The sequence below is a fragment of the Pseudovibrio sp. JE062 genome (assembly GCF_000156235.1).
Classification (GTDB): Bacteria; Pseudomonadota; Alphaproteobacteria; order Rhizobiales; family Stappiaceae; genus Pseudovibrio.
Map to the genome: position 1 here is coordinate 36,358 of NZ_DS996815.1, position 21,843 is coordinate 58,200.

Annotated in this window: 22 protein-coding genes; 16 read left to right on the forward strand and 6 right to left on the reverse strand. The window is 51.6% G+C overall.

Annotation, left to right across the window (positions count from 1 at the left end; genetic code table 11):
* The first annotated feature begins 57 nt into the window (after positions 1-57).
* The gene (locus tag PJE062_RS22690; protein WP_008552355.1) at positions 58-879 is read left to right on the forward strand and encodes a DUF2189 domain-containing protein; all 822 of its coding nucleotides are present in this window, start codon (positions 58-60) and stop codon (positions 877-879) included.
* A gap of 61 nt (positions 880-940) precedes the next feature.
* Here PJE062_RS22690 and truA read toward each other — a convergent pair whose 3' ends face one another.
* The 4 genes from truA to def all read right to left on the reverse strand — a co-directional run bounded on the left by truA (position 941) and on the right by def (position 4,163).
* Positions 941-1,771 carry a tRNA pseudouridine(38-40) synthase TruA gene (gene truA / locus PJE062_RS22695; RefSeq protein ID WP_037038068.1) on the reverse strand — a complete coding sequence of 277 codons (831 nt, stop codon included), beginning with the start codon at positions 1,769-1,771 and terminating at the stop codon, positions 941-943.
* A 149-nt stretch (positions 1,772-1,920) separates the two neighbouring features.
* Positions 1,921-2,460 carry a GNAT family N-acetyltransferase gene (locus PJE062_RS22700; protein WP_008552321.1) on the reverse strand — a complete coding sequence of 180 codons (540 nt, stop codon included), beginning with the start codon at positions 2,458-2,460 and terminating at the stop codon, positions 1,921-1,923.
* Between the two features lie 55 nt (positions 2,461-2,515).
* Positions 2,516-3,454: a methionyl-tRNA formyltransferase gene (fmt, locus tag PJE062_RS22705; RefSeq protein WP_037038097.1), complete on the reverse strand. Its 939-nt coding sequence runs from the start codon at positions 3,452-3,454 to the stop codon at positions 2,516-2,518.
* Between the two features lie 181 nt (positions 3,455-3,635).
* Entirely contained in the window at positions 3,636-4,163 is a 528-nt protein-coding gene (gene def, locus PJE062_RS22710; protein WP_008552325.1) for a peptide deformylase, read from the reverse strand.
* Between the two features lie 214 nt (positions 4,164-4,377).
* On the opposite strand from def, the gene PJE062_RS22715 reads away from it, so the two are divergent.
* Entirely contained in the window at positions 4,378-5,619 is a 1,242-nt protein-coding gene (locus PJE062_RS22715; protein WP_008552447.1) for a DNA recombination protein RmuC, read from the forward strand.
* A 3-nt stretch (positions 5,620-5,622) separates the two neighbouring features.
* Here PJE062_RS22715 and PJE062_RS22720 read toward each other — a convergent pair whose 3' ends face one another.
* Positions 5,623-6,540 carry a LysR substrate-binding domain-containing protein gene (locus PJE062_RS22720; RefSeq protein WP_008552465.1) on the reverse strand — a complete coding sequence of 306 codons (918 nt, stop codon included), beginning with the start codon at positions 6,538-6,540 and terminating at the stop codon, positions 5,623-5,625.
* Positions 6,541-6,680: 140 nt separating this feature from the next.
* Here PJE062_RS22720 and PJE062_RS22725 point away from each other — a divergent pair, with 140 nt between their 5' ends.
* The 13 genes from PJE062_RS22725 to PJE062_RS22785 all read left to right on the forward strand — a co-directional run bounded on the left by PJE062_RS22725 (position 6,681) and on the right by PJE062_RS22785 (position 19,387).
* Positions 6,681-7,136, forward strand: a complete 456-nt coding sequence (locus PJE062_RS22725; protein ID WP_008552354.1) for a VOC family protein — start codon at positions 6,681-6,683, stop codon at positions 7,134-7,136.
* A gap of 10 nt (positions 7,137-7,146) precedes the next feature.
* Positions 7,147-8,145, forward strand: coding sequence for a carbon-nitrogen hydrolase family protein (locus tag PJE062_RS22730; RefSeq protein ID WP_008552408.1), 999 nt, complete (start codon positions 7,147-7,149; stop codon positions 8,143-8,145).
* 223 nt (positions 8,146-8,368) lie between these two features.
* Complete coding sequence (locus PJE062_RS22735) at positions 8,369-9,364, forward strand: carbon-nitrogen hydrolase family protein (protein ID WP_008552285.1); 996 nt, start codon at positions 8,369-8,371, stop codon at positions 9,362-9,364.
* A 92-nt stretch (positions 9,365-9,456) separates the two neighbouring features.
* Positions 9,457-10,401, forward strand: a complete 945-nt coding sequence (locus PJE062_RS22740; RefSeq protein WP_008552410.1) for a glyoxylate/hydroxypyruvate reductase A — start codon at positions 9,457-9,459, stop codon at positions 10,399-10,401.
* Between the two features lie 131 nt (positions 10,402-10,532).
* The gene (locus PJE062_RS22745; protein WP_008552504.1) at positions 10,533-10,748 is read left to right on the forward strand and encodes a Flp family type IVb pilin; all 216 of its coding nucleotides are present in this window, start codon (positions 10,533-10,535) and stop codon (positions 10,746-10,748) included.
* 108 nt (positions 10,749-10,856) lie between these two features.
* Positions 10,857-11,369, forward strand: coding sequence for a prepilin peptidase (locus PJE062_RS22750; RefSeq protein ID WP_008552307.1), 513 nt, complete (start codon positions 10,857-10,859; stop codon positions 11,367-11,369).
* Positions 11,370-11,599: 230 nt separating this feature from the next.
* The gene (gene cpaB / locus PJE062_RS22755; RefSeq protein ID WP_008552322.1) at positions 11,600-12,379 is read left to right on the forward strand and encodes a Flp pilus assembly protein CpaB; all 780 of its coding nucleotides are present in this window, start codon (positions 11,600-11,602) and stop codon (positions 12,377-12,379) included.
* A gap of 91 nt (positions 12,380-12,470) precedes the next feature.
* Positions 12,471-13,841: a type II and III secretion system protein family protein gene (locus PJE062_RS22760; protein ID WP_008552351.1), complete on the forward strand. Its 1,371-nt coding sequence runs from the start codon at positions 12,471-12,473 to the stop codon at positions 13,839-13,841.
* An 11-nt stretch (positions 13,842-13,852) separates the two neighbouring features.
* A complete protein-coding gene (locus tag PJE062_RS22765; RefSeq protein WP_198136898.1) occupies positions 13,853-14,587 on the forward strand; it encodes a CpaD family pilus assembly protein in 735 nt (244 codons plus the stop codon).
* An 11-nt stretch (positions 14,588-14,598) separates the two neighbouring features.
* Complete coding sequence (locus PJE062_RS22770) at positions 14,599-15,879, forward strand: AAA family ATPase (RefSeq protein ID WP_037038070.1); 1,281 nt, start codon at positions 14,599-14,601, stop codon at positions 15,877-15,879.
* A 29-nt stretch (positions 15,880-15,908) separates the two neighbouring features.
* On the forward strand, positions 15,909-17,390 hold the full coding sequence (locus PJE062_RS22775; RefSeq protein ID WP_008552423.1) for a CpaF family protein: 1,482 nt from the start codon (positions 15,909-15,911) through the stop codon (positions 17,388-17,390).
* Positions 17,383-18,402: a type II secretion system F family protein gene (locus tag PJE062_RS22780; RefSeq protein WP_008552430.1), complete on the forward strand. Its 1,020-nt coding sequence runs from the start codon at positions 17,383-17,385 to the stop codon at positions 18,400-18,402. The genes PJE062_RS22775 and PJE062_RS22780 overlap by 8 nt, the downstream gene beginning before the upstream one ends.
* A 10-nt stretch (positions 18,403-18,412) precedes the next feature.
* Positions 18,413-19,387 carry a type II secretion system F family protein gene (locus tag PJE062_RS22785; RefSeq protein ID WP_008552332.1) on the forward strand — a complete coding sequence of 325 codons (975 nt, stop codon included), beginning with the start codon at positions 18,413-18,415 and terminating at the stop codon, positions 19,385-19,387.
* A gap of 1 nt (position 19,388) precedes the next feature.
* Here PJE062_RS22785 and PJE062_RS22790 read toward each other — a convergent pair whose 3' ends face one another.
* Complete coding sequence (locus tag PJE062_RS22790; protein ID WP_008552484.1) at positions 19,389-20,171, reverse strand: tetratricopeptide repeat protein; 783 nt, start codon at positions 20,169-20,171, stop codon at positions 19,389-19,391.
* A 212-nt stretch (positions 20,172-20,383) separates the two neighbouring features.
* Between PJE062_RS22790 and PJE062_RS22795 the strand changes: the two genes are divergently transcribed.
* Positions 20,384-21,766, forward strand: a complete 1,383-nt coding sequence (locus PJE062_RS22795; RefSeq protein ID WP_008552487.1) for a M17 family metallopeptidase — start codon at positions 20,384-20,386, stop codon at positions 21,764-21,766.
* Positions 21,767-21,843: the final 77 nt, after the last annotated feature.

The following is a 21,843-nucleotide window of genomic DNA, read 5'->3' on the forward strand; positions in this document are numbered from 1 at the left end:
TAGCGCTCACCTAAGTTTCCGCGCACACTTGACGTGGAGGAAAATTGGGAGGGACGGATGTCAGACAATCATCTGACTGTACCTGCGGGTGCACAAAACCCGCAGAACAAGCTGGCGAAACCAATAGTTCGTCAGGTTACTTTGGAGGATATAACAAGCTCCCTAAAGCTTGGAATTCTGGACTTTGTGAAAACGCCGGTTATTGGCTTAACCTTCGGCGCGTTCTTTATGATCGGCGGAATACTGGTTACATTGCTCTCGTTCTGGGTGGACATGAGCTACATCAGCTACCCGCTGGCCTGCGGCTTCCTGCTGCTTGGGCCATTTGCAGCGCTTGGGCTCTATGAAGTCTCCAGACGGTTACAGGCAGGGGAAACACCACGTATGAGTGGCCTGTTCACTCTGATGTGGGAGCAACGGCGTGGTGAGATCGCCTGGATGGCCTTTGTGGTGATCTTCATCCAGTTCCTATGGATGTTTAAAGTCCACCTGCTACTGGCACTCTTCTTAGGGATGCAAGGCTACGGCACATTTGTGCAGTTCGCGCAGACGATCTTTGAAACCTCGGACGGCCTCCTGTTCCTTGCGGCAGGCCATCTTGTGGGGGCGTTCTTTGCAGTCCTGCTGTTTGCTGTCAGCGTGGTCTCTTTTCCAATCCTGTTGGATACGGAACTGGACTTTGTCACCGCGATGATCACGAGCGTAAAGGTCGTAACTGGAAGCCCTGTGGTCATGGTTGGATGGGGACTGCTCATCACGGCAATCCTGATGGTCTCCATGATCCCTGCGTTCATCGGTCTGCTGGTCACACTGCCAGTGCTGGGCCACACCACATGGCACCTTTACAAGCGTGTGGTGACCTTCGAAGACGCAAAGTAAATCGGCAAACCGGGGGAGGACGGCCTCCGGTTTCCTTTTTTAAGCTGTCGGGAAAAGTAGCCTAGTCTTCTTCATCCGCTGGCGCTTCATCAGCACCAACGTTCTTCAGGCTATCCTGATAGGCGAGGAAAGACGCTTCATCCTCTTCTGGCGTGCGATAGTCCACCTGAGTGAGGTAAAGCCCTTCAGGAACCGCAACAGGTCCACATGCCTTGCGATCACATGCTTCCAACGCCGCTTTCAGATCATCCTTGGTCCAGCGGCCTTCGCCCACAAGACGCAGGCTACCCACCATAGAGCGAACCTGATTGTGCAGGAACGAGCGGGAGCTGCATTCCAGAAATACGTGATAGCCTTGACGATAAACGCAAATGCGCTCCATGGTCTTCCACGGGCTCTTCGCCTGACATCGCGTATGGCGGAATGTCGTGAAATCGTGATGCCCCAGCAGCACTTGTGCCGCTTCATTCATGGCTTCTGCATCAAGCTCCGGCTTCACATACCAGGCCAAGCCACGGTCATGCGTCAGAGGCTCAAGACGGTTGGCAATCTTGTAGCGGTAATGACGGCGGATGGCAGAAAAGCGCGCATCAAAGCCAAGCCCCGCCTTCTCACAATCAAGAATAGCAACAGGGTCCGGCTGCGCATGAAAGTTCAGCGCATTTTTCACGGTTTCTGCTGGCCAGTCCTTGGAAAGATCCAGATGCGCCACCTGGCCCGTTGCATGAACACCTGAGTCCGTGCGGCCAGCGCCACCAATGGTCACTGTCTCACCTGTGAAAGACTTGATCGCGCGCTCAATCACACCCTGAACTGTTGGGCCGTTGTCCTGACGCTGCCAGCCAACGAAAGGGCGTCCGTCATAATCAATGGTAATTTTGTAGCGCGGCATTCTTGTTCTTTGCAAAGGTTGAGCGGCAGGCTGTTCAGCCCGTGCAGAGTGGCACAGGCGAACGCCCGCAGGATGCATCGGAAATTTCGCGCTGTACTATCAGATTTGAATGAGCAAGACCAGACCTCGTGACAAGGCTGGAACGGAACCTACTCAAACTCCTGAAATGGCGTAGCATAGGTCACTTCAACAGGAAGCTCCTCACGCCCCGCCTGCGTAAATGGCAGCGCCATGAAGATGGGCCCCGCATACGGCCCTTGCACCTTCTTCGCCAGCTCATTGTCAAAGCCAAAACGGTTGAAGTAGTCGGGCGCACCAAGCACGAGGACAAGATCTTCACCCAACCCCTGCAACTCATCCAGCGCTGCTTGAATAAGCTTGGTACCAACGCCTTTGTTCTTGGCAGCTGGCTCTACGCAAACCGGTGCAAGGCAGCTGATCTTCAGCCGATGACCTTCGCCAGTGCCAGTCACCCGTGAGAAGGCAAGGTGCCCTAGAAGATTGCCATCAGTATCCGTCGCAATCCGTTCCAGAACCAGAGCGCCGCAACCACGAAGCCGCTCAACCAGACGACCCTCATTGCTCTGCCCGAATGCCCGAACCAGCAGCGACAGGATCGCAGGTTCATCTTTCTTTTCTGGCCCACGGAGATCAACCTGATCCACTCCAAACTGTTGGACTTCAACCATGTCGCCTCCGTGTGTTCTTGTGTCTCTTAAGAAAAGCCTATCTGATTAAGGTGGGTCAGGAAACCTTGTCTCCAGCACTAAGCTTAGAGCCGCGTAAAAATTCATCGGTAGACATGGCCTTTTTGCCTGCCCGCTGAACCTGAACCAGCTTGATTGCACCAGAACCACACGCAACGGTCAGCGTGCTTTCTTCTGCAACCAGAACCTCGCCAGCAGTGCCAGAACCTTCAGCAAGGCTGCTGCGCAGGATCTTCACACGCTCAGCGCTCTTGCCGCCCAGTTCCATCTCACACCAAGCACCTGGGAAAGGAGAAAGGCCGCGAATATGGTTGTGCACCTGCTCTGCCGGCAGAGACCAGTCAATGCGGGTTTCGCTCTTCTGGATTTTCTTGGCATAGGTCACGCCATCCTCAGACTGAGGCGTAGAACCCAAGCCGCCACGAGACAGCGCAGAAAGCGCACGCAGCATCAGGTCGCCACCAAGGCCGGAAAGGCGATCATGCAGTTCGCCAGCAGTCATATCCTCAGTGATCGCAACGGTTTCAGACATGCATACTGGGCCTGTATCCAGCCCTTCTTCCATCTGCATCACCTGAATGCCAGAGGCTTTGTCACCTGCCATAATCGCACGGTTGATCGGTGCAGCACCGCGCCAGCGTGGCAGCAAGGAGGCATGACCATTCAGGCAGCCGTACTCGGTACCTTCCAGAATGGCTTTCGGCAGCAGAAGACCATAGGCCACCACAACAGCCACATCTGCTTCAAAAGAGCGGAACCGTTCCTGTTCCTCTTCGCTCTTCAAAGAGGTCGGCGTGAACACAGGAATGCCAAGGCTCTCAGCAGCTTCATGCACCGGTGTCTTCTTCAGCTCCATGCCGCGTCCGGCTTTGCGTGGTGGCTGCGAGTAACAGGCAACCACATCCCAACCTTGCCCAACAATCTCAATCAGAGTTGGGACGGAAAAATCGGGAGTACCCATGAAGATGACGCGCAATGACATAGCTGACCTGCCTGCTGTAATTTTTGTGTTGCTGCTTTATAGCCTATCTCCGGCAAGTGGAAACCGGTTTTCCAGCAAAGATGCGTGGGAAACAGCCCCTCTTGCCGCTGGGAGGAACGCAATAAAAAAGCGGCCTCCGCAGAAGCCGCTTAATCTGAATGCATTGCCAGGTGGATCAGGCTTGCTTCTGCTGCTTGATCATTTTTTTGACGATCCGGTCACGCTTCAGGCGAGACAGATAGTCAATGAACAATACGCCGTTCAGGTGGTCCAGCTCGTGCTGAATACAGGTTGCCAGCAGGCCGCCAGCTTCAATTTCCTGTTTCTCACCTTCGATGTTGAGGAAGGAGACGCGAACCTCAGCAGGGCGCTCAACATCTTCATAAATCCCAGGAATGGAAAGGCAGCCTTCCTGATAGGTGTTCTTCTCTTCAGAAGACCAGGTGATCTCAGGATTGATGAAAACCATCGGTTCTTTTTCGACGCTGTCGTCTTCTTCGCTTTCGCGCTCTGCAACATCCAGAACGAACATGCGCTTCATCACACCAATCTGGCTCGCAGCAAGGCCAATGCCCGGCGCGTCGTACATGGTCTGCAGCATGTCGTCGGCAAGTGTTCTGATTTCGTCGTTGATGTCTTCAATCGGAGCGCACTTCTCACGAAGGCAGGCTTCCGGGACAAATTTAATCTCGCGAATCGTCATAATTACTTTTGAAGTTGTTCTCGTTGCAAAGCTGTCATGCTCAACATGAGGCCGGCTGACATTGATGTTCTGGCTTCATATCCTCTTATAGGAACTTTGCCAAGTCGTTGACTATAGGCTTTTGGCTAGAGGTTTTTAAGAGGGCTCCCCATCAATTGAAGGATGTGGGTTGCAGTGCATCCAAGAAAGCTGAGAGGTATCGCGGGCTTGCAAAGTGTTCTATGTTTGTTTCATGGAACAGACGGTCTTCACATACGGTGCATTCACCCTCTCATACATTCAGGCAGCCATCATTGGTGGCGGTCTTTTGTTCTTGCTGCTGCTCATCTGGATCATGGGTTTACGCGCAAAATTGAACAGGGTGCGCGTTACATCGGCGCTGGAGCAAAAACAGGCTGCGGATACGGAAGCTGCTCTGGCAGAACTGGTGCGCTCTCAAGGGGAGATGACCGGCCGCATGCAAACCATGGCAGAGGTGTTTGGCTCCCGCCAGTCAGACCTGATGCGTGTGGTGAATGACCGTCTGGATGGCCTCGGCAAAACGCTGGGTGCCTCTGTTCTGGAAACCCATCGCCAAACCCATGCCAGCCTGACGGGACTGCAGGAGCGGATGGCTCTGCTCGATAAAGCCAACAAAACCATGGGTGAGTTGGCCGGGCAGGTGACGGACCTGCAAATGGTGCTAAATGACAAGCAGTCTCGCGGCGCGTTTGGACAAGGTCGCATGGAAGCCATCATTGACGATGCATTGCCGCCAACCAGCTTTTCGTTTCAGAGTACACTCTCCAACCGATCACGCCCCGACTGCCTGATCCATATGCCAACGGGCGCACCGCCTTTGGTCGTTGACGCCAAGTTCCCGTTAGAGGCGTTTGCAGCCATCAAGGATGCTGAGACCAAGCCAGAGCTGAAAGAAGCTGCTAACCGTTTCCGAAAGGATATCTCCAAACACCTTGAAGATATCGCAGGCAAATACTTGCTACCGGGTGAAACGCAGGACACGGCACTCATGTTCGTGCCCTCTGAAAGCCTCTTCGCTGAAATCCACGAGGGCTTTCCAGACCTGACCCAGAAAGCTCACCGTCTGCGGGTGGTGATCGTATCACCATCCCTGCTGGTTCTGGCCGTGCAGGTGATCCAGTCCGTACTGCGAGATGCACGCATGCGCGAACAAGCCCATCTCATTCAGGCGGAAGTTGGCAAGCTGCTGCTGGACGTTGGTCGGCTGACAGAGCGCGTCTCCAAACTGCAAAACCACTTCGCCCAGACCAACAAGGATCTGGACCAGATCATGATCTCTGGCGATAAGATCAGCAACCGCGCCCGCAAGATCGATGAAATGCAACTGGGTGGCAAAGCGAGTGAGCCGGTTACGTCCTCTGCATCGCAAGCACCACAAACAACCCATCTGGCTGATGATGAACTGCCATCGCCCTTTCAGTTCGATCGCAGATAAGCTCTAGGAAACCTGCGCGAGATGGTCCCGTAGCGCCGCCACTGCCGGACGCCGCCACGCTGCTGAGCTTCCCACCATGTAATAGGCGTTCCCCGTTACATGACGAGCGGAAACCGGTTCTATCAAAGTGCCATCCGCCAGATCTTTCTCAATCAGGAGGGAGGGGAGCAGTGCAAGCCCAAGCCCCTGACGCGCCGCCTCCAACACCATAAAGAAGTGCTCAAAAGAGAGGGAGGTATCTCCCGGCAAATAGCTGGAAAGCTTATGCGCCTCCGCCCAATACTCCCAGCTACCAAGGCGAGTGGAATGGATGAGCCGCGGCAAACCAAGGACATCTTGCAGGCTCTCCGGTTGCACATCACCCAGAAGGCTTTGGCTGCACACCAAAACCATCTCTTCATCGCAGATATGATGGCTCTCTAGCGCAGACCAGCTACCCCGCCCAACAGTAAGCGCCACATCCACGCTGGAAGGATCCCAGTTGACGGGGTCTTTGTGCCCAGCAGAAAAATCCGCTGGGATCGTGACAAGATCAATGCTGATAGCAGGGTAGGCCTCTGTGAAACCTTTGATCCTCTGCATCAGCCAAAGGTTAGCCAGAGACGGCAAAGTGCCAATGCGCAGCTGACCTGAGACCGAGCCCTTCAGCTCATGCTCCAGATCCTCAACCAGCTTCAGTGCATTCTTCGCTTTCTGGCTAAGCAGCAATCCATCCTGCGTCAGCGCCAGTGTCTTCCCCTGCCGGGAAAACAGAACAAGCCCAAGCTGCTCCTCCAAACTCTGAATGCGCCGCGAAACAGCACCCTGTGTAATGCCCAGTTCTCTGGCCGCCCGCGTAAAGCTGCCATGACGCGCAGCAGCGTCAAAAACAGGCAGCACAGATAGGATTTGAGAGGTGATCGAAAGATTGTGTCGGCTCATAATATGAGTTTAACTCATGTCTATGTGACTGTCATTGGCCTATTCATGAGATTTTAGGCAGTTTAAAACAACTCCAACATGAGTTTTAGGTATAGAACGTACTTCAGATAGTGCTTCCGCTTCTCTCATCTGAATGCGTAATGAAGTTTGAAAGTAAGGTGAGGCTGATCATGGCGCATCCATTCCATCTGGCATTTCCAATTGATGATCTGGAGCAGACCAAAGCGTTCTACATGGGCGTGCTTGGGTGCAAACAAGGCCGTGAGCTGGAAGGCAAATGGGTCGATTTTGACCTGTTCGGTCACCAGATGTCCGCTCACCTTCGCGATAAATCGCAAATCTCAATCGGAGTCACTGGCGTAGTTGACGGCGATGCTGTCCCCGTTCCTCACTTTGGCGTTGTTTTGCCAATGGATGAATGGTTGGCTTTAGCAGACCGCCTGAAAGCGCATGAAGGAATTGAATGGCTGCTTGAACCGAAGATCAGGTTTCAGGGGCAGCCGGGAGAGCAGGGAACTTTCTTCATCAAAGATCCCTCGGGCAATGCTCTTGAATTCAAAGCTTTCGCCAGTGACTCTGACATTTTCGCAACCTGAGTAGAACCCCATGGAAATTTTAGAAGCAACACATACAACACAAAACCTTAGCGCATCTGATAAAATCAAAGTCGCTCTCGCTCAGATCGCTCCGGTCTGGCTGAAGCGTGAAGCAACACTGCAAAAAGTGGCAGATGCGGTAGAACTCGCAGGCAAACAAGGCTGCCAGATCGTCACCTTTGGCGAAGCTCTGGTGCCGGGTTACCCGTTCTGGATTGAACGCACTGACGGTGCCCGCTTCAACGACCCAAAGCAAAAGGCGATTTACGCCGAGTACCTTGAGCAAGGCGTTGTGATCGAAGACGGCCACCTTGATGGCATCTGCGCAATCGCGAAGAAGTACAGCATCGCTGTTTATCTTGGTGTGATGGAGCGCGCGGCCAACAGAAGCGGCCACAGCCTTTACTGCACACTGGTTTATATCGATCAGAACGGTGAAATCGGCTCCTCTCATCGCAAGCTGCAACCAACCTATGAAGAGCGTCTTGCTTGGGCTCCGGGCGATGGCAACGGCCTGCGCGTGCATCCGCTGGGCCGCTTCACTGTTGGTGGCCTCAACTGCTTCGAAAACTGGATGCCTCTGTCTCGCGCTGCTCTGTATGCACAAGGTGAAGACCTCCACGTTGCTGTCTGGCCGGGCGGACTTCACAACACGGAAGACACAACCCGCTTCGTTGCGAAGGAAAGCAGAAGCTATGTGATTTCAGTATCCGGCCTCATGCGTCCATCAGACTTCCCGCAAGACACGCTGGAGCTCGCCGAAATTCTGGAAAACAGCAATGACTTCCTCGCAAACGGTGGCTCCTGTATCTCCGCACCGGATGGCTCCTGGGTCGTTGAACCTCAGGTCGGCAAAGAAGTGCTTATCACGGCTGAGCTGGATCATGCTGTGGTACGTGGTGAACGCCAGAACTTCGATCCGACCGGCCACTACAGCCGCCCGGACGTGACACGTTTGGTCGTCGATCGCAAACGCCAGCAACTGGCTGATTTCATCGACGCTGAATGAAACTAAATACTCAGGAGTAAAGAGTGAGGCAGGACGTAAAGTAGCCCAGTTTTTCTCTCAAAAATTTCAGTGAAGTTGAGAGAAGCAACCCGCTACAGACCAACCTGCCTCATAGTAAGATTAAGATCTGGAACGGCAAAATCTTGTCATTCAAACGACATTGGACTTTGCGGCCCTGCCGGGCTTCTTTTTGATCTTCACCTTGCATACTGAGTACTAAGCCATGGAAATTTTGGAAGTTACGCATACATCGCAAAACCCATCCGCATCAGACAAAATCAAAGTGGCCCTCGCGCAGATCGCACCGGTCTGGCTGAAGCGAGAAGCGACCTTGCAAAAGGTACTGGATGCGGTGGAGTTGGCGGGCAAACAGGGCTGCCAACTCGTGGCCTTTGGCGAAACACTTGTGCCGGGGTATCCCTTCTGGATCGAGCGAACAGATGGAGCACGGTTCAACGACCCAAAGCAAAAAGCCATGTATGCGCGATTTCTGGATCAAGGCGTCGTCATTGAGGAAGGCCACCTCGATGCAGTCTGCGCCATGGCGAAGAAACACAGCATATCCATCTACCTCGGTGTGATGGAGCGGGCGGCGAACAGAAGCGGCCACAGCCTCTACTGCACGCTGGTCTACATTGATCAAAACGGAGAGATCGGATCAGTCCATCGCAAGCTGCAACCAAGCTATGCGGAGCGCCTTGCATGGGCACCGGGTGATGGCAACGGCTTGCGGGTGCATCCACTAGGCCGGTTCACCGTTGGAGGCCTTAACTGCGCAGAAAACTGGATGCCGCTTTCCCGTGTTGCCCTGTATGCGCAAGGCGAAGATTTGCATGTAGCTGTCTGGCCGGGTGGTTTGCGAAACACGGAAGACCCAACCCGCTTCGTGGCAAAGGAAAGCAGAAGCTACACACTCTCTGTCTCCGGCCTCATGCGGGCTTCAGATTTTCCGGAGGATACGCCGGAACTCGCTGAAATCCTTGAAGGCAGCAGTGAGTTCCTCGCTGATGGCGGTTCCTGCATCGCTGCGCCGGATGGCTCATGGATTGTGGAGCCGCAAGTGGGCAGGGAGATTCTGATCACCGCAGAGCTGGATCACGCCATGGTCCGTGCTGAGCGCCAACTCTTCGACCCAACCGGTCACTACAGCCGACCGGATGTAACCCGCTTGGTCGTCGACCGAAAACGTCAGCAGCTTGCTGATTTTGTCGACTCTTAATAAAACGAACTGCGTAATTGATATATGACTGCGCAGTGCCGAAGATTACTCGCTGATCCTCGGATAAAACACACTTGAAAATGGAGTGCCTTATGAACCTGGTCTTGTCTCTCAAAAACTTCAACGAAGCTGAGTGGATCGACCGGCTACAAGCACTCCTGCCCAACCGAAAGATCGAAGGCTGGAATGGCGGTGTCTCCGAGCCGGAAAAGGCAGAGTATCTGCTTGCATGGAAACCAGACCCAGCTGTTTTCGCTGCTCTGCCGAACCTGAAAGTAATCTTCTCATTGGGCGCAGGTGTTGACCATCTCACCTCTCTGCAAGAGCTTCCACAGCTTCCACTCGTGCGCATCGTTGATCCGGACCTGACCAGTCGCATGACCGAGTGGGTCGTCTTCCAAACATTGCTCCACCATCGCCAACACCTGACGTACGCGGCTCAACAAGAAGCGGGCGTTTGGCATGGCCACAGGCAATGGGCTGCAAAAGATGTTCGTGTCGGCATTCTGGGGCTTGGAGAGCTGGGATTGGATTCCGCCAAAGCGCTCAAATCACTCGGTTTCAACGTTGCAGGTTGGTCCCGCACGTTGAAAACGGCTGAAGGCATTGAAAGCTTTGCCGGTGAAGACCAGCTGGAAGCATTCCTGAGCCGCACGGATATTCTGGTCAACCTTCTGCCATCTACGCCAGCAACTCATAAACTGATTAACGCAGATCGACTTGCCATGTTATCGCAAAATGGAGCGCTTGGTGGTCCTGTCTACATCAACGCAGGTCGCGGTGCGACGCAGGACGAAATCGCGATTGATGCAGCTTTGACGTCTGGCACACTCAAAGGCGCAAGTCTCGATGTGTTTGCTATTGAGCCTCTGCCGGAAGAGAGCCCGCTCTGGAAACAGAAAAACTGCATCATCACCCCACATGTTGCCGCCGAAAGCGACCCGCAGGCGCTTTCAGAGTACGTCGTAAAGCAAATCAAGAGCTTTGAGAGTGGGGAGGCCTTGGAGAACCTCGTAGACTTGGAAGTTGGCTACTAAGCGGATTATTTCTTGATGAAACCTTAGCGGGAAAGCCCGAAAACCCAAACAAGTTGAGTGCCTCAATCAATCTAAGGTTTAGCTGCAAGGAGTAGCATCACACACAACTATAACAATAAAGTTGTGATCTGATGCTCTCCATCCTGCGAGGTTTGTTCCAGCGAGAACTGGGCAGTGCGACAATTGAATTCGGGCTTATCTCTGGCCTTATCGCTCTGGCCATCCTCGCCATGGTGTCTGCCCCCACACTCACCAATTCTGCCTTTGTTCCAGCCAGTAACAAGGCACAGATCGGTGAAGCGGAGCGTGATCTGCAACTGTGGGAACTCGTGAAACCAAACAATTAAATTTGTAAATAAATGAGGTTTCAGGAGATAAAAATATCAGTCGTTAAGCTCCTGTTTGGATTTACCCTTGCAAAACCATAGTACGGTATTTGTGGGAGAGATCACGACATGATTGCAAATGGACTATTGATCATATTTCCATTGCTGCTTGCAGTTGCTGCTTTCTTTGATCTCTTCACTATGACAATCCCGAACAAACTCAACTTGCTTCTTGTCGTTGCATTTGTCGCCATGGCCTTCCTGCTACAGCTACCACTCCAACAAGTGGGCATGAGCTTCGCATTAGGCTTCGGCGTCATGGTCATTGGCTTTGGATTGTTCGCTCTGGGTGTGATGGGCGGCGGTGATGTCAAATTTCTAGCCGCAATCTCACTCTGGCTGGGTTTGTCCATGAACATGTTGGACTTCATCCTGCTTACCAGCATCTATGGCGGGGCATTAACGCTGGTCATCCTGGCATTGCGAAAAGTGCCGTACTTCCCGCAGTTCATGCATGGGCAGGCGTGGTTGTTGAAGTTGCACGATAAAAAGTCCGGTGTTCCCTATGGAATAGCCATCGCGATAGCAGGGATTCAGGTGTATCCGAACACCCTCTGGTTCTCGCAGATTCCAACTTTGTGAGCATATCGCGAGCAATTAATCTAAACAAAGTATTAATGTTTGGAACTAGTGTGTCTTCACTGGGGCTAACCTGTTGCTCTTCATAGATATTCCCAAATTGACTCTATGCACATAAGTAAAAATTACAAATGTAGTGTTGTTACGGAATATTAACTATGTCTTGACAATTTTTGCTCAAATTAGGGTTAACGAATGCTGCTTAGCCAAATCTCTTAGAGGGTGGGTGCCACATGAAGGCCTCCAGATTATTAGTTTTAATTATCGCTTTAAGCGCCGGTGGATTGGCCGCTTGGCTAAACCTGTCTTCTGGTTCCCGGGAGCCGGCACAAACCATCGTTGTGCAGGAACAGGAAATACCTTCTCTGGAAATTCTTGTCGCCGCACAGGATCTCAAAGTCGGCACCGCTCTCACTGAGGGTGATCTGAGCTGGGCCAAATGGCCGGAAGAATCTGTATCTGACGGCGTGATCCTGCGAAGCTCCAGTCCTCAGGCGGACGAAGAGTTCCTCGGCCAAATCATCAAAGCTGCAATGTTCAGCGGTGAACCAATCCGCGCAGAACGTTTGATTAACACCGACAAAGGCTTCCTTGCTGCGATCCTCCCAAAAGGAAAACGCGCAGTTGCTGTGCCGGTGGACGCGGTCTCCACGGCGGGTGGTTTCATTCTTCCTGGCGATAAGGTTGACGTGCTGATCAGCATGCAGGCCAAGAAACGCGATGAAGGCTTCATCAGTGAAACGCTTCTCGAGAACATCAAGGTGCTCGCCATCGACACCACGACAGCGTCAGAGAACAGCGAAAAGGCCATGTCACCGGATCAGACTGCCACGCTGGAACTCTTCCCTCACGAAGCCGAGACGATCGCACGCGCCACTCAAATGGGAACGCTCTCGCTGTCACTGCGCAGCGCAGCGGACTCAAAAGATGGTGTGAAGCAACCACCACGCGTGAAAGGTGGTGTGAAGTTTGTGAAGTACGGGATTGCCTCCCAGTCTGTTAACGGAAATTAGTAGGTAAACTATGGTTTTTCATCGACACATTCGTCCGGCGAGAAGTTTACCGCAGAAATCCCGTTTCAGCGGAGCTCTCCTAAACCTGTTCATGGCGCTGACACTGACAGTTACCGCACCTCAACTGGCCACAGCCCAAACCAACTTCGAAGCCACAGTAGAAGTCACCTCCCAACACAGCGTCAAAGTCCGCCAGCTGAATGTGGGTGAAGGAAGATCTATTGTTCTGAACACAAACGAAGAAGTTCGTGATGTGTTGGTTTCGAACCCAAAGATTGCAGATGCAGTTGTTCGAACAAGAAATCGTGTTTTTGTCTTTGGAAACGAAACAGGGCAGGCTTCTCTTGTCTTGTTTGGTAATGGTGGCAAACAATTAGCGTCGTTTAATCTGAATGTTCAACCCGATCCATCTGGTCTTATCGAACTCATCCAGCGACTGCTTCCAAACTCTGCAATTAATGCTGATATCGTAAACGAGAGTGTTGTTCTCTCCGGTACTGCTATTTCTGCTCTTGAAGCCCAGCAAGCTTACGATATTGCTCTGAAGTTTGTTGGCAATGACGACAAGAAGATAGTCAATACAATCGCCGTTGCTGAAAAAGATCAGGTCCAGTTGAAAGTGACGGTAGCTGAAGTTGAGCGCACGACAATCAAACAGTTAGGCGTGAGCCTACAAGGCGCATTGTCTATTGGTGCGTTGGATGTCAAATTTAACACATCGCCTGCATACAACATCAATCCGTCAGTTGTGAATGCTGGTCTTTTTCAAGGACAGCTGCCAATTGGTGGTGGTTCAATTGTACCGACGATCAAGGCACTTGAACGTGATGGAGTGATGAAAACACTCGCTGAACCAACACTGGTTGCAGTCTCTGGTGAGAATGCAAGTTTCCTGGCCGGTGGTGAATTCCCAATTCCAGTTGCTTATGAAGACAACAAAATCAGTTTGGAGTTTAAACCATTCGGTGTTGGGTTGGATTTTACTCCTGTTGTGTTGTCTGAAGGGCGTATCAAACTTCGTATTAAAACCGAGGTTAGTGAGCTGAGTTCCGAAGGCGCGGTTAACTTGGCTGGTGCAATTTCTGTATCTGCTTTGAAAGTACGCCGCGCAGAATCTACGTTGGAGCTGCCATCAGGTGGTACGTTGGTAATGGCCGGCTTGTTGAAGCACAATTATGGTCAGGAAATTGATGGGATACCTGGTTTGAAAGATGTTCCAATTCTTGGAACCATGTTTAAGAGCCGCGATTACATCAATAAACAAACCGAGCTGGTAATTTTTGTAACACCTTATGTCGTAAGGCCAGTTGCACGTTCTCAGATCGCGCGCCCGGATGACAACTTCGCAGCGCCGAGTGATCAATCAACGATTTTTCTAAACCAGCTTAGCCGGATTTACAGGTCAACAGATGCACCTGTTAAAGGCAGCTATCACGGTAAAATTGGCTACATTTACGAGTGAGGATGCGTTCAATGAGTGTACATATGTCACCCTCTACAAAGTGTAGCGGTTTTATCAGGAAGACTGTCGTATCTGTAGGTGGTTTACTATTGCTAGCTGCTTGTAACTCAACGTCATCTTACGTTGAACAGCATACTGTTGCTGATATTGATTACAGAAAACGGCATCCGATTGTTATTACTGAAGTGCCTGAGAATTTTGATATTCCAGTTTCTGGTGAAGCTAGAAATCTGAACCGTTCACTGAAGACAGCCGTAGCAGCCTTTGGTCAACAAGCAATCGTTGATGGAAATGGTTTTGTAGAAGTTTTAGTTCCTTCCGGATCCGCAAATGAGGCAGCGGTGAGAGCAATTTCTCCGCAAATCAGAACAGCGTTAAAGCAAGGTGGAATGGAAGCAAACAAGATCGTTATGAGGTCATATTCTGTTTCTGATATGGCTGCATCTGCTCCCGTTCGCCTCTCCTTTATGCGGATAAAAGGAGCAGTCCGAGATTGCGGAAACTGGCCAACTGGCATGGTCGTCAATCATCAGAATCTTGATTACCATAACTTTGGTTGCGCATCGCAAGCAAATCTCGCCGCGGTGGTAGACAATCCTACCGATTTGCTGCGTCCACGTACGCTTGGTCCTAATGACCCAAGCCGTACAAACGTAGTTCTGACCAAGAACCGGGCAGGTGAAGTAACCGCTGGGGATTATGCAACCGGTGTTGGCGCAGCGATATCCTCTGTAGCGCAGAACTAGTGGGATAAAACATGAGTGATTTGGCATATAAGGGGTCTGGCAACGACCCAATGCAAAATTCGTCAGGGCAACTCTCAACCTCTGAGTTTCAGTTCGTAAGCATCCCGCGGATATCTGTTCAGGCATTTTGCTTGGATGCGCAGACTGCTGAGACGATCCAAAATGCAAGTCTGGATCGCCGCATGTCCAAGGCGCACACGATGGTGCGACAGGGAGGCATTCCAGCCGCTGTAGAGACCTTCCAAAGCGCCGCAACACCTAACTTTTTGATCGTAGAGTCTCTCTCTAGTCCTAATGAGGTTATTGAGGAGCTGGATCAGCTTGCTGAAGTTTGTGATGCTGGGACCAATGTGCTGGTTATCGGTCGTGTAAACGATGTGAACCTCTATCGCGCGCTCATTCAGCGCGGTGTTGGCGAGTACATTGTTGGGCCAGTCGATATCGCACAGATCATCAATACAATTGGCCAGTTTTATTCAGATACAGAAGCCGAACCGTTTGGTCGTACGATTGCTGTGATCGGTGCTAAAGGTGGGTGTGGTGCTTCATCTGTTGCACACAATCTCTCTTGGTCCATCGCCAAAACCTTAGACAATGATGTCGCGATTGCTGATCTGGATTTGCCTTTCGGAACCGCTGGTCTGGACTTCAACCAGGACCCGCTGCAAGGCGTGATGGAAGCTGTTGCTTCACCTGAGCGTCTGGATGACACACTGCTCGATCGTTTGCTCTCAAAGTGTAATGACCGCCTGAGCCTGCTCGCAGCGCCAGCAACGCTTGATCAGACCTATGACTTTGAAACCGACAAGTTCGATCAAGTCATTGAAGTGATGCAGAAGGGCACGCCAACAGTTGTCTTGGATTTGCCTCATACGTGGAACGGCTGGGTTCGTCATATCCTTGCACATGTAGATGAAGTTCTGATCGTAGCGGAGCCTGATTTGGCCAACCTGCGCAATGCTAAGAACCTCGTTGATAGCATCGGACAACTGCGTCCGAATGATGCAAAGCCTTACTTGGTTCTGAACAAGGTTGGTATTCCAAAGCGTCCTGAGATCAAGCCTGATGAGTTCAGCAGCGCGTTGGATGTAGTTTCCTTGGCATCGATGCCATTTGAGCCAGCACTGTTTGGTACAGCTTCCAACAATGGCCAGATGATTGCTGAGTTTGATAGCCGGCATGCGGTGTCTGGTCTGTTTGAAGAGATTGCGGCGAAAGTAACTGGCAAGGCTGAGATGAACCAGAAGAGTAAATCTCTCTTCGCATCCCTAATGAAAAAAGTCCGTAAATAGTCCTTGGGCTGATTTAAAGGCGTTAGAATATGTTTGGTAGACGTGGCAACGGTGAATTTGGAAACAAAAAACCAAAGTCTGCTCCTGTAAACCCAGCGGTACAGGCGCAGGCAACAAAGCCTGTTGTTCAGGAAACGCCGAACAAGATAAAGCCAGCTCAACCGGTTGTCGAAAAACAACCTGATAAGCCGAAGGAAAGTGCACCTGAGAACAAACGAACTCAGGAGTACTATGCGACCAAGGCCTCCATCTTCAATGCGCTGGTTGAAGCGATTGATCTCTCTCAGTTGAGCCGTCTGGAACAGGACGATGCCCGGGATGAGATCCGCGATGTCGTCAACGACATTATCGCCCTCAAGAACCTCGTCATGTCCATCGCCGAGCAGGAGGACTTGCTCGAAGATATCTGTAACGACGTTCTTGGCTATGGTCCGCTGGAACCGTTGCTTGCACGTGATGATATCGCAGATATCATGGTGAACGGCGCAAACACCGTCTACATCGAAACAGATGGCATGGTGGAACAGACCGGCATCCAGTTCCGCGATAATCGCCAGCTGATGAATATCTGCCAGCGCATCGTATCACAGGTCGGTCGCCGCGTTGATGAATCCAGCCCAATCTGTGACGCCCGCTTGCCGGATGGATCTCGTGTAAACGTGATCGCACCACCGCTGTCTTTGGATGGACCAGCCCTCACAATTCGTAAGTTTAAGAAAGACAAACTTACACTGGACCAGTTGGTGAACTTTGGCTCTATCTCACCTGAAGGGGCTGAAATTCTCGAGATTATCGGGCGTGTGCGCTGTAACACGGTTATTTCTGGTGGTACGGGTTCAGGTAAAACAACACTCCTGAACTGTTTGACGCGCTACATCGATAGCACTGAACGCATCATCACCTGCGAAGATAGTGCGGAACTTCAGCTCCAGCAGCCTCACGTTGTCCGATTGGAAACCAGACCTCCAAACCTGGAAGGTGAGGGGGAGATCACAATGCGTGATCTCGTCAAGAACTGTCTGCGTATGCGTCCAGAACGTATCATCGTGGGTGAGGTGCGTGGCCCGGAAGTGTTCGATTTGCTCCAGGCCATGAACACCGGTCACGATGGCTCAATGGGCACCATCCACTCTAACTCACCACGTGAATGCCTGAAACGTATTGAATCTATGATCGCGCTAGGTGGTTTCTCGCTCCCATCCAAAACAGTGCGTGAGATTATCGTTGGCTCCATTGATGTGATCGTACAGGCCGCCCGCCTTCGAGACGGTTCGCGCCGCATTACACACATCACTGAGGTTGTCGGTATGGAAGGCGATGTCATCACCACACAGGATCTCTTCACCTACGACATCACTGGTGAAGATGCGAACGGCAAGATCGTAGGCCAACACCGCTCAACCGGCATCGGTCGCCCACTCTTCTGGGATAGAGCAAGATACTTCAACGAAGAAGAACGCCTGGCCCGCGCGCTCGACGCCTCAGACATCTCAGGAGGACTGCATGGCTAATCTCGATAGCTTCCTAGCGTCTCCTCTGGCTGATTATCTGATTACGGCACTTATAATGATCAGCGTCGTCGGCGTGACGTTCACCTTGCTGGCGCCGTTGTTCTCAAAAGATAAGCTTGGCAAGCGAAAGGAAAGCTTGGTCCAGAAAGACATTTCTGGTCTCAAAGGGAGCAATAAAAAGCTGGATATTACGGCGCGCAGAAAGTCCGTACAAGATCAGCTCAATGCTATGGAAGCCGCGCAGGCTGCCAAAAAGAAAAACGCTGATAAACCGATTTTTGCAGACTGGATTGGGCAGGCTGGGCTCAACTGGACGAAACCGAGATACTACGCCTATTCTGTAATCTGCGGTGTGCTTTTGTTTTTGGTTAGCATGCTCTCAGGGCAGTCGATCTGGATTTCATTAGCTCTCCTGTTTGTTGGCATATTTGGTCTGCCTCGCTTTTATGTTTCCAGAGCCAGGAAGAAGCGCTTCAATCGTTTCCTTGAAGAGTTTCCAAATGCGGTTGATATCATTGTGCGCGGCATCAAGTCCGGTATGCCGCTAGGTGATTGCATGCACATCGCGGCTTCAGAGGCGAAAGATCCTGTCGGGACTGAGTTTTCCTTGGTTTTGGACAAAATGCAAATGGGGATGCCGCTTGCTGAAGCAATTCAGTCTTTGCCCAAAAGAGTACCCCTGCAGGAAACCAACTTTCTGGCGATTGTTGTAACCATTCAGGCTCAGGCCGGTGGTAGCCTATCGGAAGCTTTGGGTAACCTTTCTAAAACTTTGCGCCAGCGGAAGGAAATGAAAGGGAAGATCCGAGCCGTGAGTCAGGAAGCAAAATCGTCTGCTGCGATTATTGGATCCCTTCCATTTATTGTGACCGCCCTGCTATTCGTTCTGAGCCCGGACTACATAAAGTTACTCGTGGATACGGATATAGGTCTGGTTCTGATTGGCATTGGTTTGTTCTGGATGTCGATTGGAATCCTCGTAATGCGCAAAATGATTGACTTCAAGATTTAGGGTAGCGAACATGAATCTGGTATCTTTGGGAGGTAACAACATCTTCATGGTCGTCCTGACGCTTATCGCAGTGTCAGGAACTGTGTTCGCTCTTTTATCTCCGCTTTTTGAGAGAGATGATCTCAAAAGCAGAATGAAATCTGTTGCTTTAGAGAGGGATAAAATCCGCTCTCGTGAACGAAATCGTCTCGCTCAGGAAAAAGAAAATCAACGTGTGTCGCTGCGCAGTAATCCGAAGGATGGCGTTCGGGAATTTGTTGACAAATATGACCTGAAGAAGCTGCTATCGAGTGATAATGTTGCCAAGAAGCTCAAAATGGCAGGGTATCGGGGGGTATCACCTCTTTATACCTACCTCTTCTTGCAGATTATTCTCCCTGTCGCTTTTTTCGCAGCCTCATTTTTCTATCTGGTCGTTATCCTCCAACTGGATATCCCTTTTGCTGGTGTAGTCGCTTGTAGCTTGGGTGTGGCTGCGATTGGTTTCTATGGCCCGAGTATTATCGTACAGAACAAAGTGATGAAGAGGCAGGAATCCATCAGGCTAGCTTGGCCAGATGCGATGGACTTGATGTTGATCTGTGTTGAATCTGGAATGTCTATTGAAGCTGCCTTCAAAAAAGTAGCAGAAGAAGTTGGTCCACAATCGACAGCGTTGGCGGAAGAGCTGATTTTGGCGAATGCAGAGTTGTCTTACCTTGATGAACGCAGAAAAGCTTATCAAAACTTAGCGGAAAGAACCGGATTGGATGGCGTCAAAAACGTTGTCGTGGCGCTTTCTCAAGCAGAAAAATACGGTACACCAATCGGTTACGCCCTTCGCGTTCTATCTGAGGAAAGTAGACAAGAGCGTATGCAGGAAGCAGAGAGAAAAGCTGCAGCTCTCCCACCAAAGCTTACCGTGCCAATGATGCTATTCTTTCTGCCTGTATTGTTTATCGTATTGATTGCACCAGCAGTCATCAAAGTCTCAGCGCACTTCTAACTCACGCCTTCCCGAGCATCGTCTTCAGGTACGCCACGTTTTCGGCGGCCTGGCGGGGGTCGATGTCGGATTGTGCTACGCGGACGGCCTCATCGAAGCGGCCTTGGAGGCCGAGGGTGAGGGCGAGGTTTTGGCGGACCTGGCTGCCGGCGCGACCTGTGTCTAAAGCTGAGCGCAGAGCGGTTTCGGCGTTACGCAGGTCTCCGGCCAAAAGATAAGACATTCCCAGATTGTTCAGCACAGATGGCTCGTTCGGGGAGATCTTGAGCGCCTGCTGGTAGGTGGCGCGCGCCTGCTTGGTTTCTCCCAGTTGATCCAAGATAGCAGCTTTGGCTGAGAGCATTTTCCAATTTGGCTGCGCAGGGTCAAAAGCGTTGTCGATGACGTTCAGCGCTTCCTGCAACTTGCCGTTTTCTGCAAGCACCTTGCCGTAACTGGCAGCAATGGTTTTGTTCTCAGCATTGGCGATAACACCACGGCGCAAGATTGCTTCTGCTTGTTGGCCTTGGCCGTCAATTCGAAGGGCTGCTGCATAGTTCAGGATCGTGCGTGGGTTCTTCTGATCCTTAGAATAAGCGCCGCCCCAATAGGCAAGCGCTTTCTGCATTTCCTGTGAGCCTGGCTTTAACTGCTGACTTTGAGAAACAGAAGCCTGTGCCCGAGGTTTGTTCGTCGCACAGCCGGAAAGCGCAATCCCGCAAGCCAACAGCAATGAGACGGCTGTCGCACTTTTGAAAATGCCGGTAGACATCTTGGTTTTGTGTGTGCGGTCAAATACGGCCATGGAACCCTCAGCAACGAAGCAATTCAAATATTGTTTGAAAATGAAATATTAACCCTAATTTCTGGTTAACTCTCACGGTTCGCTCTCCCTGTAAGGCAGGGGAGGGAGCTGCTCTCTGTCTTGCACAGAGCCAGTAACGTGGTTAGGTTGCCTCAACGCTGCCCATTCAGGACAGATCATAGATTTCTCACATCTTAAAAATGGAGCTCCCGGTGCACGGTCCGTTAATTTCTGCAGAAGAAACAGTCAATCCAATTCCAGTGGTCGCACTCTCGACCAGCGAGTTGGAAGCGCACCTCGAAGCGGCAGGTCCAGTGGCGCAGGCTTGGGCAAAAGCGCAGGAGTTCGAGGCCGCATTTGGTGATACGCTTGTTATGCCGAATGAAGCTGGTGAAATCGCAACCGTTCTGTTTGGGTATGGCAGCGGTCAGAAGGACGCTTTGGAAACCGGCGCAACGCTGAACAAGAAGTTGCCTGCTGGTGCTTTTGAACTTTCCAAAGGCTTCGAAGATCATGCCGGTATTGCGCTTGGCTTCTCTCTGGCAGCTTATCGGTTTGATGCCTACAAAAAAGTGCCAGCCTCAAAAGCGCAACTGGTTATTTCTGAAGCTGGCATTCTTGAAGAGCTGGCACCCGTTCTTGCTGGCACGCGCCTCGCGAAAGACCTCATCAACACGCCTGCCAACGATATGGGCCCGGAAGAGCTGGCAGCCGCAGCTTCTCAGCTGTTTGAAGACCACGGCGGAAACGCAAAGATCATCATGGGCGATGTTCTGGAGAACGAGTTCCCGCTGGTACATGCAGTCGGCAATGGCAGTGACAGAGCTCCCCGCCTGATTGACGCCACTTGGGGGAAGGACACCGACCCCAAAATTACTCTGGTTGGCAAAGGCGTAATCTTTGACAGTGGTGGTCTGGATGTAAAACCAGCTGCTGGCATGATCCTTATGAAAAAAGACATGGGTGGTGCAGCGAATGTGCTGGGCCTCGCAGCTATGATCATGAAAGCAGAACTGCCAATCCGTTTGCGCGTGATTGTGCCTGCTGTCGAAAACGCAATCTCAGGCCGTGCCTTCCGTCCATCAGATATTTTCACAAGCCGCAAAGGCCTGTCTGTCGAGATCGGCAATACCGATGCAGAAGGTCGTCTTGTACTGGCAGATGCGCTGGCATTGGCGGATGAGGAAAGCCCGGAGCTGATCATCGATATGGCAACGCTGACCGGCGCGGCACGCGTTGCCCTTGGGCCAGACCTGCCTCCTTATTACACCGATGATGAAGAACTTGCAGAAACCATCGCAGTTCACAGTGAGGCGGTGAACGATCCTTTGTGGCGCATGCCATTGTGGAAGCCATACAAAAAGTACATCACTTCCAAAACGGCTGATCTAGCAAACATCAACACCAGTGGCGCAGGCTTTGCAGGCTCCGTAACTGCAGCTTTGTTCCTGCAGAGATTCGTTGAGAATGCTGGCAGCTGGGTGCATTTGGATATCTACGGTTGGACACCAATCGAAAAAGATTTCAGAACCCATGGCGGTGAAGCTCAGGCAATCCGGGCACTTTTTGATATGCTGAAGACCCGCTTCGGCTAAGGTCTATACGGATTACACCGTCAAAAATACCCAATACCTCAATCTGGTAAGGGTCCCGAAATAATTTGCAGGCTAGG

What these genes read in the sequence shown, in the direction of transcription:
- PJE062_RS22690 (WP_008552355.1), top strand. Translation starts at nt 58, where the DNA reads ATGTCAGACAATCATCTGACTGTACCTGCGGGTGCACAAAACCCGCAG.
- truA (WP_037038068.1), bottom strand. Translation starts at nt 1,771, where the DNA reads ATGCCGCGCTACAAAATTACCATTGATTATGACGGACGCCCTTTCGTT.
- PJE062_RS22700 (WP_008552321.1), bottom strand. Translation starts at nt 2,460, where the DNA reads ATGGTTGAAGTCCAACAGTTTGGAGTGGATCAGGTTGATCTCCGTGGG.
- def (WP_008552325.1), bottom strand. Translation starts at nt 4,163, where the DNA reads ATGACGATTCGCGAGATTAAATTTGTCCCGGAAGCCTGCCTTCGTGAG.
- PJE062_RS22720 (WP_008552465.1), bottom strand. Translation starts at nt 6,540, where the DNA reads ATGAGCCGACACAATCTTTCGATCACCTCTCAAATCCTATCTGTGCTG.
- PJE062_RS22725 (WP_008552354.1), top strand. Translation starts at nt 6,681, where the DNA reads ATGAAGTTTGAAAGTAAGGTGAGGCTGATCATGGCGCATCCATTCCAT.
- PJE062_RS22730 (WP_008552408.1), top strand. Translation starts at nt 7,147, where the DNA reads ATGGAAATTTTAGAAGCAACACATACAACACAAAACCTTAGCGCATCT.
- PJE062_RS22735 (WP_008552285.1), top strand. Translation starts at nt 8,369, where the DNA reads ATGGAAATTTTGGAAGTTACGCATACATCGCAAAACCCATCCGCATCA.
- PJE062_RS22740 (WP_008552410.1), top strand. Translation starts at nt 9,457, where the DNA reads ATGAACCTGGTCTTGTCTCTCAAAAACTTCAACGAAGCTGAGTGGATC.
- PJE062_RS22745 (WP_008552504.1), top strand. Translation starts at nt 10,533, where the DNA reads ATGCTCTCCATCCTGCGAGGTTTGTTCCAGCGAGAACTGGGCAGTGCG.
- PJE062_RS22750 (WP_008552307.1), top strand. Translation starts at nt 10,857, where the DNA reads ATGATTGCAAATGGACTATTGATCATATTTCCATTGCTGCTTGCAGTT.
- cpaB (WP_008552322.1), top strand. Translation starts at nt 11,600, where the DNA reads ATGAAGGCCTCCAGATTATTAGTTTTAATTATCGCTTTAAGCGCCGGT.
- PJE062_RS22760 (WP_008552351.1), top strand. Translation starts at nt 12,471, where the DNA reads ATGGCGCTGACACTGACAGTTACCGCACCTCAACTGGCCACAGCCCAA.
- PJE062_RS22765 (WP_198136898.1), top strand. Translation starts at nt 13,853, where the DNA reads ATGAGTGTACATATGTCACCCTCTACAAAGTGTAGCGGTTTTATCAGG.
- PJE062_RS22770 (WP_037038070.1), top strand. Translation starts at nt 14,599, where the DNA reads ATGAGTGATTTGGCATATAAGGGGTCTGGCAACGACCCAATGCAAAAT.
- PJE062_RS22775 (WP_008552423.1), top strand. Translation starts at nt 15,909, where the DNA reads ATGTTTGGTAGACGTGGCAACGGTGAATTTGGAAACAAAAAACCAAAG.
- PJE062_RS22780 (WP_008552430.1), top strand. Translation starts at nt 17,383, where the DNA reads ATGGCTAATCTCGATAGCTTCCTAGCGTCTCCTCTGGCTGATTATCTG.
- PJE062_RS22785 (WP_008552332.1), top strand. Translation starts at nt 18,413, where the DNA reads ATGAATCTGGTATCTTTGGGAGGTAACAACATCTTCATGGTCGTCCTG.
- PJE062_RS22790 (WP_008552484.1), bottom strand. Translation starts at nt 20,171, where the DNA reads ATGGCCGTATTTGACCGCACACACAAAACCAAGATGTCTACCGGCATT.